Genomic DNA, 16,313 nt, shown 5'->3' on the forward strand with positions numbered 1-16,313 from the left:
AGGCCTGATGTTCGGGCCTGATGTTCAGGCTTGAGAGGCGAGTGCCCCGGCCCCGGGGGACGGGGCGAGGGGCCGCCGCCGGGCCTCAGCCCTCCATCGCCACCGGCTCCGCGACGGCGGGCCGGACGCGGATGATCACGTCGATCCGCTCGATCTCCGTTCCTTCCGGCGGCGGCGGCAACTGGGCGAACACGATCTCGTTCGAGTCGATGTCCCGGATGTCCGCGCTGTCCTCCAGAATCACATGCTGGTGCGGCTCCACATTGGTGTCGAAGTGGCAGCGCCCGGCCTCCAGCACCACCTGTTGCAGCAGCCCCGCCGCCGTGAACTGGCGCAGCGTGTTGTAGACCGTTGCCAGTGAAATCGGCACGCCGGCGGCGGTCGCCCCGGCGAACAGCTGCTCGGCGGTGACATGGCGCGGCTGCTCGCCCTGAAACAGCAGGGCGGCCAGGGCAATGCGCTGCTGCGTCGGCCGCAATCCGGCGGCCCGTAACCGGCTGACGAGGGCAGCCTGAGGCTGAATGCGCTGCGGTCGTCCCATATTGATGCGCCCCATGCGCGATCTCCCACGTGAATAAGGGGCGCGAACAGATCGTCCGGCGCCCGGAATCAGGAATGCAAGGGATGGAAAAAAGGGGGATATACTCGAGTAATCGGTAAAGGATCTGGGGGTTAACTCTCGCTTGTCTCCCGTCTCTTCAAATCATCACGTAATAATATGGGCGATAAAGGCTCGCGGAGGGTTCCGCATGGCTGTTTTTAAACGTTCAAAAATAATGGCATTCAAATCAGTGTGTTCATAATATTTCGTGTAAAAACTATAAATCGTTTTCTCCCGCCCCCGCAAGGGTGACATCGCCCGTCTACGACCTTTCGCCTCCGCGGAAGGCCCCGGATTCCGCGGCCTGCGTCCCCGTCAGGGGGTGCGGCAGGGGGCGCGGCAGGGGGGAGGGATTGCCCGTCCGCTGCCAACCCGCAACTCTGAGAGGTGGGCACGCGCCCCGGCACCGCTAGACAGGAGCGGGACAGGGGCGGAACCAACGGGAGGGCGAGGCGCATGAGCGGACCATCGGGAAGCGGCGGCGGCAGCAGCAGCAGCGGGGGCAGGCTGGCGGGCAAGATCGCCCTCGTGACCGGCGCGGGCTCGGGGCTGGGCCGCGCCATGGCGGCGCGATTCGCGGCCGAGGGGGCGCGGGTGGTGCTCACCGACATCAACGGCGCGGCGGCGGCGACAGCGGCGGCGGCGCTGGGCGCGCGCGCGGCGGCCATCGCCCATGACGTCACCGACCCGGCGCAGTGGGAGGCGGCGCTCGCCGAGGCGGAGCGGGTGTTCGGCGGCCTCCACATCCTCGTCAACAATGCGGGGATCGGCATCAACGGCACGGTGGAGGAGACCACGCTGGAAGACTGGCGGCGGGTTCACGCCGTCGATCTGGACAGCGTGTTCCTCGGCTGCAAGCTGGCCCTGCCGGTCATCAACCGCAGGGTGCGGGCCGATGGCGGGCGCGGCTCCATCCTCAACATCTCGTCCATTTCCGGGGTGGTGGCCGGGGCCAATCTGGCGGCCTACAACTCGGCCAAGGCGGCGGTGCGCCACCTCACCAAGTCGGTGGCGCTGCACTGCGCCCGGGCGGGCTACCCGATCACCTGCAATTCGGTGCATCCTGCCTTCATCGACACGCCCATTCTCGATGGCATCGGCCGGGGGCTGGAGCGGGAGGTGCTGCTCCAGAAGCTGGGCCGGCAGATCCCGCTCGGCCGGGTGGGGGAGCCGGACGACGTGGCCCATGCCGCTGTCTACCTGTGTTCGGACGAGGCCCGGTTCGTGACGGGCGCGGAGTTGTACATCGACGGCGGCCTGTCGGCGCAGTAGGCCGTCGCGGGGGCGCCGGCCTGCCGGATCAGCCGTGGCGGCGGGTGGAGGCGTCCAGCACCAGCGCGCGCACCCGGTTCTTGCCGTAGAGGCGGTTGGCGGTCGTCTCCAGCGCGCGGGCCAGCAGATCCACGTCGAGCGGGCGGTCCGGCCTCACGTGCAGCCGCCCCAGCCGCGACAGCTCGGCGTTGAAGGCGTCGATGAACCTGGGCCGCTGCGCCTCGATGGCGTCCTTGTCCTCAGGCGTCGGCACCTGAAGCGCCAGCGTCACCGACATCAGGCCGGTCACCCGGTTGCTGTCGAACAGGGTGACGATGATCGGCTCGAAGCGCACGAAATTGTAGGCCAGCCCGTCGTCCGTCCGGCGGGCGGCCTGGGCGGCGGGTGCAACCGGCGCAGCAGCCAGGAGGCCGAGCGCCGCTGCCGCCGCCAGCCGGAACAGGGAACGTCGGTTGCTCATGAGCCTCCGGTCAGGCGGGCCAGCGCGTCCTGGTAGGAGGCGATCTGCTTGGTCAGGTAGTCCGGCACCTTGCCGGCGAACCTGGCCTGCTGCTCCATCGCCATCTTGTTGGGGTCGTAATAGAGCGAGCGGTAGGCGCGCTTGATGGTCTCGACCGCGTCCGCCAGCACCTTGGCGACGTAGGCGGACGCCTTTTCGTTGGTGAGGGCGAGGCTCGAGTCCAGCTCCAGCGCGAAGCTGCCGCCGGGCTTGAGGGCGTTGCTGACGGTCTTGCCCTTGCTGTCCTTGCCCTGCGTGTCAATGCCGTACAGCACATCAGCGCTGTAGAGCTTGCCCGGCGCCAGGCCCAGCTTGCCGAGGGCGTCGTTGTCCGCGCCGCCCGCCGAGAAGGTGATCTCCTTGCCGGACTTGTTCTTGAACTGGAGCTTGGAGCCGCTCGACAGGCTGCTCACCGTCACCGTCAGGTCGCTGGGGAAGGCGGAGCGGATGCGGGCCGCCAGCCGCTCCAGCGTGTCGCCCTGCTGCACCGTCACCTTGCGGGTGGTGGAGCCGACGGAGATGTAGAAATGGTCGCCCGCCTTCAGGCCGGTGGCGCTGAACAGGTCATCCGACTGCGGCGGGTTGAGCACGCCGCTGCGCAGGCCCAGCTTCTCCAGCGTGCTGGAGTGGCCGACGGGGTTGAGCACCAGCGAGACGCCCGAGGTGGCCGTCTCCACCGCGCCGAACTGGATCGTATCCTCGATCGCGCCGGTGGCGGCGTCGAGGCGCGAGACAAAGGCATCCGTCGAGCCCTTCTTGCCCGTGCCCGCCAGCACGCCCGAGGTGGTGCCGGTCACATAAAATTCGCCGTTGCTGGCGATCACGTCGCTGATCCTGTCGACGCCCGCCGTGCCGAGGTAGGTGACGCCCTGCGCCGTCAGCGCGCTGTCCAGCCGGGCGAGGAAGCCGTCGGTTGCCCCGGCGAACGCGCCGGTGGCGGGGCCTGCGTTCAGCGCGCCGGTGGTCGTCGAGCCGACGACGGCGATGGCGCCGGTGGTCTCGTCAACGGCAATGCCGGTGAGGGTGGCGTTGCCCAGGTTCACCTGATCGAGCTGGCCGAGGGTCGTGGTGTCCAGCTTGCGGACGATGGCCTGGCCGTTCTCGGTGCCCGCGACCAGAAGCTGGCCGTCCGGGCCGATGGCGATGTCCGCCACCGTGTCCGCGCCGGAGGTGCCGAACTGGGTGACCGAGAGCACGCGGCTGGGGATGCCCTCCACCGCGCGCGGCCCGGCGTCGATCTTGGCGACGAAGATATCGCTGCTGCCCTGCGCGGTCTGGCCGCTCACCACCGGGCCCCGGGTGTTGCCCGCGATGTAGATGTCGCCGTTGGCGTCGGTGGTCACGGCGGTGGCCGCGTCCACGGAGACGCCGTCCAGCTGCACGGTGAAGTGCAGCGTGCCGTCGGAGCCGTAGCGGCGCACGAAGCTGTCCTGGCCGGAGAACACGTCCCGGTCCGTCAGCTTGCCGGTGGTGCTGCCGACGACGATCACATTGTCGTCCTTGTCGATGGCGATGCCATAGCCCTCGGTCTCGCCCTCGGCGATGAGCCGGGAGTAGACCATCGAGCCGTCCGGCGCGTACTTGGTGAGGAAAAGCCCGTTGCCGCCGTCGTTCTTCTGGGTGCCGAAGTCGCCGGAGGAGGTGCCGACCACGTAGACGAACCCCTTCGAGTCGACGGCGGTGCTGCGCACGGTGGTCGGAGCGTTGACCGTGGGGTCCTTGGCGTCGGTCTCGCCGGACTTTTTCTCGGTCGCGCCAGACGCCTTGGCGAGGGCGGTGGCGTTCGAGTCGATGCCCGCCACCACGGTGTTGCCGTAGTAGGGCGTCTTCAGCGTGCCGGTCGCGTCATCGATGCGCCGCAGCCCGCCGACGGCGGCCTCGCTGCCCTTCTGGTTGCCGGTCGCCACGTAGAGCGACGGGCCGACCGTCGGGTCGCCCAGCGTGATGGTCTCCACCGAGTTGCCGTTGAAGCGGATGCCCCACTTGCCGTCCTCGGTCTTGTAGGCCTCGGCGCGGGTGTCATAGAGCGGCATGGTCTTGCCGTTGCTGCTGATGACGGGGTCGCCGTTGGAGTCGGTCATCACCCTGGAGGTGATCTGGCGGTTGATGAGGTTGACCACCGCGTTCACGGAAATGGTCCCCTCGATCTCCGACAGGTCGATGGTGATGGTGTCGGAGCGGGTGCCGGTGGAGAGGGTGATGGTGAATTTCTCGTTGCCCTCCAGCCCCTTGATGGAGCCGGCGGCGGTTTCGGCCACCAGCCCCAGCCCGTCGTAGGTGCGGGCGGCCTTGGGGATGGTCACCGTCTCCAGCATGGCCTTCTTGCCGCCGTAGAGCATCTTCACCTGATCGGTGGGCGCGGTCAGCAGGTAGGACTGGAGTTCCGCCAGCCCCGCCTGGAAGCGGTCGTTGAGCTGGCGGCGGTAGGCGTCGGAGATGGTCTTGCTCGCGCCCTTCTCGGCCAGGGCGGTGAGGGTGTTCAGCGCCTGGTAGAGGCTGAACAGGGTCTTGAGATCCTTGTTGTCTCCGGCGGCGCTCAGGCCGGGCGCGTTGCGGTCGAACAGGCTCTTGCTGGCCAGCGCCTTGCGGACCAGCGCCTCGGTGGAGGTCTCGCCGCTCTTCGACGGGTCGGCCCACGGCGCGACGACGGCGGGGGCGGTGAAGTTCTTGAGGTCGCGGTTGGAGAGCAGCGGGGTCGTGTTGACCGGCGTCGCCAGCACGGAAAGATCCAGCTGGATGGGTTGCCAGCCGAAGGTTTTCGATGTGCCGCCGAAGAAATTGATCGCCATGACGCACGTCCTCCACTCTCTACCCTGCGACAGAGACGCTTACCAAGTTGTTAATGTCGCAACGCCGGGTTGATCGAGGCGCCATAGTCAAGCTACACCCCGGAAGGAACTGCCCCAAGGGAATCCGCAATGCTTGCGCTTTACTGGCTTATCGACACGGTCCTGAAGCTGCTGCTGTTCGCCATCATCATCAATGCGGTGGCGAGCTGGCTGGTCGCGTTCAACGTCATCAATCCGTACAACGCGTTCGTGCGGACCGTTCTGCACACGCTGAACCGGATCGTCGATCCGCTGTGCCGTCCGGTGCGGCGTATCCTGCCGGACCTGGGGGGTGTGGATTTCTCGCCGCTGGTGGTGGCGCTGGCCATCGAGTTCCTGCGCCGCCTGCTGCGCGAAATGATCCTGATGTAAGGAGACGCCCGCATCATGGCCCGCCCCGGCAAACCATCGGAAGGCGGCCTGCGCGTCTCGGTGCGGGTCACGCCGAAGGGCGGGCGGGATACGGTGGCCGGCGCAAGCCGGGACGAGGCGGGGCAATGCCGCCTTGCGGTCAAGGTGTCCGCGCCGCCGGCCGATGGCGCGGCCAATGCGGCGGTCGTGGCGTTGATTGCCAAGGCGTTCCAGGTGGCCCGCTCCCGCGTTTCGATTGTGCGCGGTGACACCGCCCGCGAAAAGCTGCTGTTGATTGAAGGCGACACGGAGGCCCTTCTGGCCCGGTTCGCCGAGTTGGAAAGGAGTACGTCGTGACGGCACAGGTAATCGATGGCAAGGCGTTCGCGGCCGGATTGCGTGCCCGCGTGGCCGACGTCGTGAAGGGGCTTGTGGCCGACCACGGCCTCCAGCCGGGCCTTGCGGTGGTGCTGGTGGGCGCTGATCCGGCGTCGGAAATCTACGTGCGCTCCAAGGCGAAGCAGACGGTCGAGGCGGGCATGGCCAGCTTCGAGTACCGCCTGCCCGAGACCACCACGCAGGAGGAGCTGCTGGCCCTTGTCGCGCAGCTCAACAACGATCCGAAGGTCCACGGCATCCTGGTGCAGCTGCCCTTGCCCAGGCAGATCTCCGAGGAAGCGGTCATCAACGCCATCGACCCGGCGAAGGATGTGGACGGCTTCCATGTCATCAACGCCGGGCGGCTGGCGACGGGCCAGAAGTCCATGGTGCCGTGCACGCCGTTCGGCTGCCTCCTGCTTGTCAAGGACGTGCTCGGCGACCTCTCGGGCAAGAGCGCCGTCGTCATCGGCCGCTCCAACATCGTCGGCAAGCCCATGGCCCAGCTGCTGCTGGCCGAGAACTGCACCGTCACCGTCGCCCACTCCCGCACGAAGGACCTGCCGGCGGTGGTCCGCCAGGCGGACATCGTGGTGGCGGCGGTCGGCCGCCCGCTCATGGTAAAGGGCGACTGGATCAAGCCGGGCGCGGTCGTCATCGACGTGGGCATCAACCGCATCCCCGCGCCCGAGAAGGGCGAGGGCGCAACCCGCGTGGTGGGTGACGTGGACTATGCCGAGGTCAGCCAGGTGGCCGGGGCGGTGACCCCGGTTCCGGGCGGCGTCGGCCCCATGACCATCGCCTGCCTGCTTCGCAACGCCACGGTGGCGGCCTGCCGTCAGGCAGGCCTGCCGGACCCGGAGGGACTGTGATCCTCGATATCTTCGTTCCGGCCTTCGTCACCCTGCTGGTCGCCATCGACCCGCCGGGGTGCGTGCCCATCTTCGCGAGCCTGACCGCGGGCACCTCGCGGGCGCACCAGCGCGCCATGGCGATCCGCTCGGTGCTCATCGCCGCCGCGCTGCTGCTCGCCTTCGCCTTCGTCGGCGACCCGCTGCTGGGCGCGCTCGGCATCAGCATGGACGCCTTCCGCACGGCGGGCGGCATTCTGCTGTTCCTGATCGCACTCGACATGGTGTTCGAGAAGCGCACCGAGCGCCGCGAAAACCGCGCCGAGAAGCTGGCGAAGGAAGCGGAGGACAAGCACCACCCGCTGGAGGAGGAAGACATCTCCGTCTTCCCCATGGCCATGCCCATGCTGGCCGGGCCGGGCTCCATCGCCTCCATCGTGCTGCTGATGACGCGGGCGGAAGGCAGCTGGGAGGCCCAGGCCGCCGTGCTGGCGGCGCTGGCGAGCGTCCTCGCCATCACCTTTGTCGGCCTGCTGGCGGCCGGTCCGCTGCTCCAGATGATGGGCAAGACCGTCTCCGCCGTCATCAGCCGCCTGCTCGGCGTCATTCTCGCCGCGCTGGCCGCCCAGTTCGTGTTCGACGGCATCCATAACGCCTTCCTGGGCTAGGCGCACCCGAGACGGGCGCAAACGCGCCAGTGAAAAAAGAAGGGCGGCCCGGCGGGCCGCCCTTTGCGGTTTGGGGTATTTGTCGGGCGGCGCTGCCGCTCAGGCGGCCTTGCGGCGGCGGCGGGCCAGGGCAACGCCCGCGAGACCGAAGCCGAGAAGGCCAACGGTTGCCGCCTCCGGCACCCTGACCGGGGCTTCCCCCTCCGCCCTTTTGGCCTTGAACCGGATCGCCCGGTCCAGCACGTCGTGCCACAGTACCGCATAGAGGGGAAACACGCAGCTGGCGCACATATCCCAGCCCAGAACAACCAGCTGCCCCTCGCCGAAGCCCAGGGCGAAAACCGAGGTGTAGCGGCCGTCGCTGTAGAGATTGAGCGCTTCAGCGGGCAGGGAGTCGGAGTTGACCGACGCGGTGCAGCTGACATCATGCAGCAAGGCGTGGCCGCCTTCGAACGTGGTGCCTGCGGCGGCGTCCTCGTTCAGGTAGTAGGTGTTGAGACCTGTGCAACCGTATGAGCCGAGCCACAGCGACAGGCCGAAGGTCTGGTTCAGAAAGGCCAGCGTGCCGTTGGTCGCTCCGATGGGATAATGGACAACGAGCGTGCCCCCGCTCTGAACGAAGCTGGTCACGGCCGCGCGGGTCGCGTCGCTGGTGTTGAGCTCCAGGTTCGAGATTTCGCCGATCAGAAACACGTCCGTGCCGGACAGGATGCTGGACCAGTCGGAGGTGGCGTAATCGTAGGCGGTGAAGCTGTAGCCCAGGTTGGTCAGGGCCTGATTATACTCCCCCTGATGGGCGTCATAAGTCAGGGAGATCACAGGTGCCGCCAGCGATGGTGTGGCCAGGGTGGTGGCGATCGCCAGGGCTGAAAGCAAAGTCTTCATGGGCATGCCCCCCGGAATAATCTTATCAGATTATTTTTCAGGCAAGATCCATGCCAGCAGCAGTTTTCAGCCGTTTTTGATCCGTAACGGGAAAGTTTTTGTAAAATTTCTGGACAGATACAACAGGCCGGAGACGTAAATATCCGAAGATCACGCCTGCCGCACCCGAGCAAAAAACCACAGTCATGCCCGCTGGACTCCCGCGCTTCGGTCCCGGCAGATCCTTGCTAGGAATAATGTCATTTCAATAGATCAATGAACGCGCTCAGGGCATCCTCGGGCTGAAGACAGACTGTCGGGAGGCGTGTAACCGTGAGCTTTTTCTCGCGTACCTTCGGCGCTCTGCGTCCGGCCTGGCTGGTGCGCGCCTACATCATCAGCGCCGCCCTCTTCGCCCTGGTGGCCTGGATGCAGTGGCAGGCGATCACCACCACCGGCTGGACTGGACAGCGCGTCCTCACCATGGGCTATTTCGTGCTGTGCCTGATCCTGTTTCCCTTCGCCAAGCTGGTCTGGGAAGAACTGCGGAACCTCATGCTGGGCGACAATCTGTTCATCCTGAATGCCATCGTCATGCTGTTCCTCAAGGCTGTGGTCACGGCGACGCTGTGGATGTTCGCGCCGTTCCTCGGCCTCATCGGCATGGCCTGGCTCTGGTTCCGCACCCGCGCGGCGTAGCCCGTTGGTGGTGTGAAAGAAAAAGAATGCGAGGGACTCAACGGCTTGTGCGCCTCCGCGCACGGGGACCCTCGCGCTCCCGTTCGTTTTATCGGGCCGCACCCTTCATCACGCGCACGGCCCTATTCTTCCTGTCAAAAAAAGGGCCGCGCCCTTCAATGCAGGACACGGCCCTTTTTATCGAATGGGAGGTGCAGGAGGGGTCCTGATGGTTTGTGCGCCTCCGCGCACGGGGCCCCTCCTGCCGTAAAAACTCCCTGGATCACACAGCCCTTACAGCGAACCGCGCTGGCCCAGCAGGCGCAGGCGCAGGGCGTTCAGCTTGATGAAGCCCGCGGCGTCGCGCTGGTCGTAGGCGCCGGCGTCTTCCTCGAAGGTGACGATGTTCGAGGAGTAGAGCGACTTGGGCGACTTGCGGCCGACCACGTTCACCGAGCCCTTGTAGAGCTTCAGGCGCACGGTGCCGGTGACGTTCTGCTGCGAGTGGTCGATGGCGGCCTGGAGCATCTCGCGCTCCGGCGAGAACCAGAAGCCGTTGTAGATCAGCTCCGCGTAGCGCGGCATCAGCTCGTCCTTCAGGTGGGCGGCGCCGCGGTCGAGGGTGATCTGCTCGATGCCGCGATGGGCGGCCAGCAGGATGGTGCCGCCCGGCGTTTCGTACATGCCGCGCGACTTCATGCCGACGAAGCGGTTTTCCACCAGGTCGAGGCGGCCGATGCCGTTGACGCGGCCCAGCTCATTGAGGTGCGCGAGGAGCGTCGCCGGGCTCATGGCCTGGCCGTCCACGGCGACCGCGTCGCCCTTCTCGAAGTCGATGGTGATGTAGGTCGGCTTGTCCGGCGCGTCCTCCGGGTTCACCGTGCGGGAGTAGACGTAATCGGGCACTTCCTCCCACGGATCCTCCAGCACCTTGCCCTCGGAGGAGGTGTGCAGCAGATTGGCGTCCACCGAGAACGGCGCCTCGCCGCGCTTGTCCTTGGCGATGGGGATCTGGTTCTGCTCGGCGAACTCCAGCAGCTTGGTGCGGGAGGTCAGGTCCCACTCGCGCCACGGGGCGATCACCTTGATGTTGGGCTCAAGGGCATAGTAGCCCAGCTCGAAGCGCACCTGGTCGTTGCCCTTGCCGGTCGCGCCGTGGCAGACCGCATCCGCGCCCACCTTGCGGGCGATCTCGATCTGCTTCTTGGCGATCAGCGGCCGGGCGATGGAGGTGCCCAGCAGGTAGAGGCCCTCGTACTGGGCGTTGGCGCGCATCATCGGGAACACGTAGTCCCGCACGAATTCCTCGCGCAGATCCTCGATGAAGATGTTCTCCGGCTTGATGCCCAGCATCTCGGCCTTCTTGCGGGCGGGCTCCAGCTCCTCGCCCTGGCCCAGGTCGGCCGTGAAGGTCACGACCTCGGCGTTGTATTCCGTCTGCAGCCACTTCAGGATGATCGACGTGTCCAGTCCGCCCGAATAGGCGAGAACCACTTTCTTGATATCGCGCGCCATTGTTACAGCCTCCCGTGAGTCTCGACGCGCGGCGTAACCGTGCGGGGGGGCCGCGTCAAGCGCAGGTGTGCACCTCCACCGTCACGTGCGACAAGGCGCCGAGCGGCTTCAGCCGTGCGTGGTAGACGTGGGAGGGCTGCGGCGCCTGCGAGACGATGGTCGCCATGGCCGCCAGATGCCCCGGCCCGACCCGCCAGATGTGCAGGTCCGTGACGTGATCGGTCTCGGTTTCCAGCAGCTTGCGCGCCCGCTCCACCAGCTGCGGGTCCGGCGTCATGTCGAGGAGGATGCCGGCGGTGGTGCGCATCAGCGAGACCGACCAGCGGCCGATGACCGCGGCGCCCACAAGGCCGATCACCGGGTCCAGCCATTGCCATCCGCCCCACATGCCGACGGCGAGTGCGCCGATCGCCAGCACAGAGGTGAGGGCGTCCGCCAGCACGTGCACGTAGGCGGCGGTGATGTTGTGGTCCTTGTGGTGGTCGGCGTGATCGTGGGCATGGTCGTGCTCATGCTCATGATCGTGGTGATCGTGGCCGTGATCGTGCCCGTGGTCATGGGCATGGCCATGGGCGTGGCCGTGGTGCTCGTGCCCGTGGTGCTCGTGCCCGTGGTCATGATCACCGCCCAGCAGCCAGGCGCACACCAGGTTCACCACCAGGCCGATGGCGGCCACGGTCATCGCCTCGCCGAAGTGGATCGGGCGCGGCTCGATCAGCCGGACCACGGACTCGACCGCGATCAGCAGCGCCACCAGCCCCAGCGCCACCGCGCTGGTGAAGGCGGCCAGGTCGCCCACCTTGCCGGTGCCGAACGAGAAGCGCGGATTGTGGGCGTGGCGGCGGGCGAAGGCATAGCCCATGGCGGAGATGGCCAGCGCGCCGGCGTGGCTCGCCATGTGCCAGCCGTCGGCCAGCAGCGCCATGGAGCCCCAGAGGAAGCCGCCGCCGATCTCGGCCACCATCATCACGACGGTGATGCCGATCACCAGCCACAGCCGCCGTTCGTTGCGGCTCTGCTGCTCCGAGAGGAACTGGTGGTTCTTCTCCCAGGCGCCGGGTGAGGGCTCCCGCGAGGTGTCTAGGGTACGGTTGACGCGACCTTTGGCCATGGCTCCGCCGATAGCAGCCTTGCTTCCGCCTGTCCCATGTAGTCGCGGGTGAGGGGTACGGAGTCCACCCGCCGGGCAAGCTGGATCTGGAATACCACATGCCCGGTGTGGCGGAAGGCGCAAAGCGCTCCGGCGAGGTAAAACATCCACATGCGCCAGAAACGCTCGTCATACAGCGCGACGATGGCCTGCTTCTGCGCCTTTGCCCGGTCGTACCAGTGCTGGAGGGTGTGCATGTAGTGCAGCCGCAGCACCTCGATGTCGGTGACATATAGCCCGGCCTTCTCGATGGCGGGCATGATCTCCGACAGCGCGGGGCAGTAGCCGCCGGGGAAGATGTACTTGCGGGTCCACGGGTCGGTGACGCCCGGCCCGTCCGCCCGGCCGATGGTGTGCAGCAGCATCACGCCGTCGTCCTCCAGCAGGTCGACGACCTTGCGGAAGTAGGTCTCGTAGAACGGCTTGCCCACGTGCTCGAACATGCCCACCGAGACGATGCGGTCGAACTTCCGGTTGATGGTGCGATAGTCCTGGAGGTGGAAGGTCACGTCCTCCGACACGCCTGCCGCTTCGGCCCGCTGGCGGGCGACGGCCAGCTGCTCCTCGGAGAGTGTGACGCCCATCACCCGGGCGCTCGCCACCTGGTTCAGATACAGCGCCAGGCCCCCCCAGCCGCAGCCGATGTCCAGCACCGAAAGGCCGGGCCGGTTCAGCAGCAGCTTGGCGGCGATGTGGGCCTTCTTGTCGAGCTGGGCCTGCTCCAGGCTGTTGCCCGGATCGCGGAAGTAGGCGCAGCTGTACTGCCGGTCCGGGTCGAGGAACAGGTCATACAGCTTGCCGGAGAGATCGTAGTGGTGGGCGACGTTCTTCTTCGCCGTGCGCTGGTTGTTCCATTGCTGGAGGGCGGTCCACCAGCCCGGCGTGCGCTTCAGCGGGTCGCGGAGCCGGTTGTCCGGGTGCCAGCGCAGGTTGCTGGTGAACAGGTCGATGAGATCAAGGATCTCGCCCTGCTCCAGAACGATGCGCCCGTCCATGTAACCCTCGCCGGTCGCCAGCGTGGGGTTGAGGGCGATGGCCCAGGGAATGCGCCGGTCCGTCAGGCGGATGACGCAGGACGTTCCCTGGCCGTCGCCGAAGCGATGGCGCGTGCCGGAAGCGTCGATCACCGTCAGGTCACCGTGGCGAACAACCCGACGCAGCAGTGCCGAGAGCGGGCCCATGAAAAACCCCTTCCTGTTAGCACTTCCAAAAACCAGACCTTCAATCTAGCACAGCTTGGCAGGAGAGCGATCCCCAACGTGATCTTTTCTGTCTATCTTCCGCCGGCGCTGGCCTCCGGTCCCGAGCCTGAAATCCAATAAAGGGCCGACAAGGCGCCAAGGCAAGGTTAGTAGAACATATGACGCGGTAAACGGTTTTGGAGGTTCCATGGACGCGGCGCTGGGGCTCAAACTGCGGAGCACGTTCAACTGGCCAAAACTGGTCGAGCATTTCCAGACCCACGGCTGGGTGCAGATCCCGAACATCCTGGCGCGGCAGGATGCGGAGGCCCTCCACCGCACGCTGGCGGGGCTGGAGGGCTGGCACACCTCCATCGGCGCGGGCGGCGAGAGCTGGTCGGTCCCGCCCGGCGCCGATACCGCCTTTGCCCTCGGCCGGGCGCACGCGGCGGCGCAGCAGGGCTTTGCCTATGCCTTCGAGCATATCCCGGCGATCGAGGCAGGGGCCGCTCCGGTGGCCGCGCCGGTGCTGGAGAGCGTGCGGGCGCTGGTGACGTCAGAGCCCTTCCTCGACATCGGCCGCCGCCTCTGCGACGACCCGGACATCTGCTTCGCCGACGCCCAGGCCTGCCGCTACGGCCCCGGAAACTTCCTGACCACCCACGACGACAAAATACCGGGCAAACACCGCCGCGCCGCCTACGTGCTGAACCTCACGCCCGCCTGGCGGCCGGACTGGGGCGGCCTGCTGCTGTTCCACGACGACTCCGGCGCGGTGACGCGCGGCCTCGTGCCCGCCTTCAACGTGCTCAACATCTTCCGGGTGCCAACCCCCCACTCGGTGAGCACGGTCGCACCCTTCGCCCCGGCCCGGCGCTATTCCATCACCGGCTGGCTGCGCACCCGGGGGGATGAGTAAGGTCGGGAATTCCTGTGTTCTGACAGGGATTTGTTTCTTTTTTGCAGGGGTCCTGGACCCCTGCACCCCGTTCGTTCTCCCAGCTGCGTTTCAGGCGCTTGCCGGACAGGCGGAACCGTCTGACCGGGTGCGTCCCTGAAATGAATGGGAGGTGCAGGAGGGTCCGAGACCCTCCTGCGAAAAGAAACCACAAGTGAAATCTCTTTTACATCAAGCCCAGTGCTTTAGCAGCACGTGTTCCGGTGACAGCGAGAAGGTGACGGGCGTGGTGCCGAAGGCATCGCCGTCCACCTGTGCGGCGACGGGCGTGGCGGCAGTGGCGTGGACCTGTTCGCAGGAAATGCGCACCACATGGCGCATACCGGTGTGGCGGCCAAGGGCGGCCATCACGGCGAAGTGGAGCAGGCGGGCGCGTCCGCCCTGGCGTACTACCAGCACGTTCAGCTCGTTGGCGAACGGGCGGGCGTTGGGGAACAGACGGTAGCGGCCGGCATAGAAGGGCACGCGGGAGACGATCATCTGCGTCACCTCGAAGTGGCGGCCGTTGGCGTGAACCTCGAAGCGGGGCGGCGGCGCGGCGAAGGCGGAGAGTCCAGCCGCGGCGTAGGCAAGCTTGCCCATTCGACGCTTCAGGGAAAGGCTGACGCGGTGCACCGCTTCGGCATCAAAGCCAACGCTTGCCACGCACAGGAATGGTGTGCCGTTGGCAAGGGCTGGACGGAATGGAACGACAGGGCCGTTCAGAATATACCGGGCCAGGGCGTCGGCGTCCCGGGGAAGACCAAGCGACAGTGCGGTTACATTGGCCGTGCCTGCGGGTAACACCGCGAAGGGAACAGGCGAGCCGATCAGCCCGGTCATTACTTCGCCGCAGGTGCCATCGCCGCCTGCTGCGACAACGATATCGGCCGTATGGGACAGGGCCGCCTGCAGGGCGATTTCCCTGGCATGCCCGGCGTATTCGGTGGGCGCAATGTCAGCCTGCGCGCCGTAGCGGGCGAGAAGCTCCGCCATGCGGTGGGCGGGTGCAAGGCCCTGACCTGCCGTGGGGTTGGCAATGATGAGAATGCGCTTCACGGCCGTCAGCTTAGCTCACCGTTTGGTCTTGCAAGATATTAATCTTGCAGATTTTTCCTTTTTCTTTCGCAGGAGGGTCGCGGACCCTCCTGCACCTCCCTTTAGTTTCAAAGGGCCGTGCATGGCCCTAGCCAAAGTGCAAGCTGGATAAAAGGGATGTGAGCAGCAGGTGCGTTTCCAGACGGCGCGGGAAACACGTCCGGAAAAAGGAATGGGAGGTGCAGGAGGGTTATAGACCCTCCTGCATTCAAACAACCCATTCTTTCAATTAACGGTTTCTTCCATGATCTGCGCCTGCTTCTCGGCGGCGATGCGGTCCAGCTCGGCGCGGCTGATCTTCTGGCTTTCGGACTTCAGCTGGCCGCAGGCGGCCATGATGTCGCGTCCGCGCGGGGTGCGGATGGGGGCGGAGATGCCGGCGCGGAACACGATGTCGGAGAAGCGTTCGATCCGGTCCCAGTCCGAGCATTCGTAGGGCGAGCCGGGCCAGGGGTTGAACGGAATGAGGTTCACCTTGGCCGGGATCCTGTACTTGCGCAGCAGGCGGACCAGTTCGTGGGCGTCCTCGTCCCGGTCGTTCTTGTCCTTCAGCATCACGTATTCGAAGGTGATGCGGCGGGCGTTGTTCGCGCCCGGGTAGGCGGCGCAGGCTTCCAGCAGCTGCTCGATGCCGTACTTGCGGTTGAGCGGCACGATTTCGTCCCGCACCTCCTTGGTGACGGCATGGAGGGAGACGGCCAGGTTCACGCCGATCTCCTCGCCGGCGCGGGCCATCATGGGGACGACGCCGCTGGTGGACAGGGTGATGCGGCGGCGGGAGAGCTGGATGCCCGCCTCGTCCATGATGATGTTGAGCGCCTTCTTCACATTGTCGAAGTTGTAGAGCGGCTCGCCCATGCCCATCATCACGATGTTGGTGAGCAGGCGGCCGTCCTGCGCCGAGGGCCATTCGCCCAGCGCGTCGCGGGCGAGCATCACCTGGCCGACGATCTCGCCCGGCGTCAGGTTGCGCACCAGCTTCATGGTGCCGGTGTAGCAGAAGCGGCAGTTGAGGGTGCAGCCCACCTGGCTGGAGACGCAGAGCGTGCCCCGGTCGGCGTCGGGAATGAACACCATCTCGAACTCGTTGCCGTCCGGCGCGCGCAGCAGCCACTTGCGGGTGCCGTCGCTGGAGACCTGGGCCGTCACCACCTCCGGGCGGCTCACCACGAAGTGTTCCTCCAGCAGCGCCCGGGTGTCCTTGGCGATGTTGGCCATGGCGGCGAAGTCGGTCACGCCCCGGTGGTAGACCCAGTGCCAGACCTGGCTGGCGCGCATCCGGGCCTGATTTTCGGGCACGCCCACCGCGATGAGCGCGGCCTTGAGTTCGTCCCGGTCGAGGCCGAGCACGTCCCGGCGGCCGTCGGCGCGCTGAACGGGCGCACGCGGGGTCACCACAGGGTCGATGTTGCCGGGAATCTGCATGGGCTTAAACTCTTGTC

The 16,313-nt window shown here is 66.5% G+C and carries 17 protein-coding genes; 7 read left to right on the plus strand and 10 right to left on the minus strand.

Translation table 11 applies throughout. The features are described 5' to 3' along the window. Positions 1 to 85: 85 nt before the first annotated feature. Entirely contained in the window at positions 86 to 556 is a 471-nt protein-coding gene (gene irrA / locus ACSJJU_RS04925; protein ID WP_435914097.1) for an iron response transcriptional regulator IrrA, read from the minus strand. A 501-nt stretch (positions 557 to 1,057) separates the two neighbouring features. Between irrA and ACSJJU_RS04930 the strand changes: the two genes are divergently transcribed. After that, the gene (locus tag ACSJJU_RS04930; protein WP_435914098.1) at positions 1,058 to 1,873 is read left to right on the plus strand and encodes a glucose 1-dehydrogenase; all 816 of its coding nucleotides are present in this window, start codon (positions 1,058 to 1,060) and stop codon (positions 1,871 to 1,873) included. Between the two features lie 28 nt (positions 1,874 to 1,901). Here ACSJJU_RS04930 and ACSJJU_RS04935 read toward each other — a convergent pair whose 3' ends face one another. Together ACSJJU_RS04935 and ACSJJU_RS04940 are read right to left on the minus strand one after the other, a co-directional pair. Next, the gene (locus ACSJJU_RS04935) at positions 1,902 to 2,333 is read right to left on the minus strand and encodes a hypothetical protein (RefSeq protein WP_435914099.1); all 432 of its coding nucleotides are present in this window, start codon (positions 2,331 to 2,333) and stop codon (positions 1,902 to 1,904) included. After that, positions 2,330 to 5,161 carry a hypothetical protein gene (locus tag ACSJJU_RS04940; protein WP_435914100.1) on the minus strand — a complete coding sequence of 944 codons (2,832 nt, stop codon included), beginning with the start codon at positions 5,159 to 5,161 and terminating at the stop codon, positions 2,330 to 2,332. The genes ACSJJU_RS04935 and ACSJJU_RS04940 overlap by 4 nt, the downstream gene beginning before the upstream one ends. A 129-nt stretch (positions 5,162 to 5,290) precedes the next feature. Here ACSJJU_RS04940 and ACSJJU_RS04945 point away from each other — a divergent pair, with 129 nt between their 5' ends. The 4 genes from ACSJJU_RS04945 to ACSJJU_RS04960 are packed head-to-tail and all read left to right on the plus strand — an operon-like array spanning position 5,291 to position 7,448. Beyond that, complete coding sequence (locus ACSJJU_RS04945; RefSeq protein ID WP_435914101.1) at positions 5,291 to 5,572, plus strand: YggT family protein; 282 nt, start codon at positions 5,291 to 5,293, stop codon at positions 5,570 to 5,572. Positions 5,573 to 5,587: 15 nt separating this feature from the next. Then, positions 5,588 to 5,908: a DUF167 domain-containing protein gene (locus ACSJJU_RS04950; protein ID WP_435914102.1), complete on the plus strand. Its 321-nt coding sequence runs from the start codon at positions 5,588 to 5,590 to the stop codon at positions 5,906 to 5,908. Next, on the plus strand, positions 5,905 to 6,801 hold the full coding sequence (folD, locus tag ACSJJU_RS04955; protein WP_435914103.1) for a bifunctional methylenetetrahydrofolate dehydrogenase/methenyltetrahydrofolate cyclohydrolase FolD: 897 nt from the start codon (positions 5,905 to 5,907) through the stop codon (positions 6,799 to 6,801). Before ACSJJU_RS04950 ends, folD begins: the two co-directional genes overlap by 4 nt. Beyond that, a complete protein-coding gene (locus ACSJJU_RS04960; protein ID WP_435914382.1) occupies positions 6,801 to 7,448 on the plus strand; it encodes a MarC family protein in 648 nt (215 codons plus the stop codon). The genes folD and ACSJJU_RS04960 overlap by 1 nt, the downstream gene beginning before the upstream one ends. 99 nt (positions 7,449 to 7,547) lie before the next feature. On the opposite strand, the gene ACSJJU_RS04965 is transcribed toward ACSJJU_RS04960, so the two are convergent. Both ACSJJU_RS04965 and ACSJJU_RS04970 read right to left on the minus strand, forming a co-directional pair. Continuing rightward, positions 7,548 to 8,333, minus strand: coding sequence for a PEP-CTERM sorting domain-containing protein (locus tag ACSJJU_RS04965; RefSeq protein WP_435914104.1), 786 nt, complete (start codon positions 8,331 to 8,333; stop codon positions 7,548 to 7,550). A 37-nt stretch (positions 8,334 to 8,370) separates the two neighbouring features. Beyond that, the gene (locus ACSJJU_RS04970) at positions 8,371 to 8,520 is read right to left on the minus strand and encodes a hypothetical protein (protein WP_435914105.1); all 150 of its coding nucleotides are present in this window, start codon (positions 8,518 to 8,520) and stop codon (positions 8,371 to 8,373) included. 125 nt (positions 8,521 to 8,645) lie between these two features. On the opposite strand from ACSJJU_RS04970, the gene ACSJJU_RS04975 reads away from it, so the two are divergent. Continuing rightward, the gene (locus ACSJJU_RS04975; RefSeq protein WP_435914106.1) at positions 8,646 to 9,011 is read left to right on the plus strand and encodes a hypothetical protein; all 366 of its coding nucleotides are present in this window, start codon (positions 8,646 to 8,648) and stop codon (positions 9,009 to 9,011) included. Between the two features lie 273 nt (positions 9,012 to 9,284). Here ACSJJU_RS04975 and ACSJJU_RS04980 read toward each other — a convergent pair whose 3' ends face one another. From ACSJJU_RS04980 to ACSJJU_RS04990, 3 genes are read right to left on the minus strand one after another with little or no spacing between them, the layout of a single operon-like run. Continuing rightward, complete coding sequence (locus tag ACSJJU_RS04980; protein WP_435914107.1) at positions 9,285 to 10,505, minus strand: argininosuccinate synthase; 1,221 nt, start codon at positions 10,503 to 10,505, stop codon at positions 9,285 to 9,287. Positions 10,506 to 10,560: 55 nt separating this feature from the next. Beyond that, positions 10,561 to 11,616: a CDF family Co(II)/Ni(II) efflux transporter DmeF gene (dmeF, locus tag ACSJJU_RS04985; RefSeq protein WP_435914108.1), complete on the minus strand. Its 1,056-nt coding sequence runs from the start codon at positions 11,614 to 11,616 to the stop codon at positions 10,561 to 10,563. Next, positions 11,586 to 12,836 carry a class I SAM-dependent methyltransferase gene (locus tag ACSJJU_RS04990; protein ID WP_435914109.1) on the minus strand — a complete coding sequence of 417 codons (1,251 nt, stop codon included), beginning with the start codon at positions 12,834 to 12,836 and terminating at the stop codon, positions 11,586 to 11,588. The genes dmeF and ACSJJU_RS04990 overlap by 31 nt, the downstream gene beginning before the upstream one ends. 208 nt (positions 12,837 to 13,044) lie before the next feature. Here ACSJJU_RS04990 and ACSJJU_RS04995 point away from each other — a divergent pair, with 208 nt between their 5' ends. Beyond that, positions 13,045 to 13,755, plus strand: a complete 711-nt coding sequence (locus ACSJJU_RS04995) for a 2OG-Fe(II) oxygenase (RefSeq protein ID WP_435914110.1) — start codon at positions 13,045 to 13,047, stop codon at positions 13,753 to 13,755. Between the two features lie 210 nt (positions 13,756 to 13,965). Here ACSJJU_RS04995 and ACSJJU_RS05000 read toward each other — a convergent pair whose 3' ends face one another. Continuing rightward, positions 13,966 to 14,832 (minus strand): diacylglycerol/lipid kinase family protein, encoded by an 867-nt coding sequence (locus ACSJJU_RS05000; protein WP_435914111.1) that lies wholly within the window; start codon positions 14,830 to 14,832, stop codon positions 13,966 to 13,968. Between the two features lie 264 nt (positions 14,833 to 15,096). Beyond that, complete coding sequence (gene rlmN, locus ACSJJU_RS05005; protein ID WP_435914112.1) at positions 15,097 to 16,296, minus strand: 23S rRNA (adenine(2503)-C(2))-methyltransferase RlmN; 1,200 nt, start codon at positions 16,294 to 16,296, stop codon at positions 15,097 to 15,099. Between the last annotated feature and the right edge of the window lie 17 nt (positions 16,297 to 16,313).

Source organism: Pedomonas sp. V897, from assembly GCF_051304405.1.
GTDB lineage: Bacteria > Pseudomonadota > Alphaproteobacteria > Sphingomonadales > Sphingomonadaceae > Pedomonas.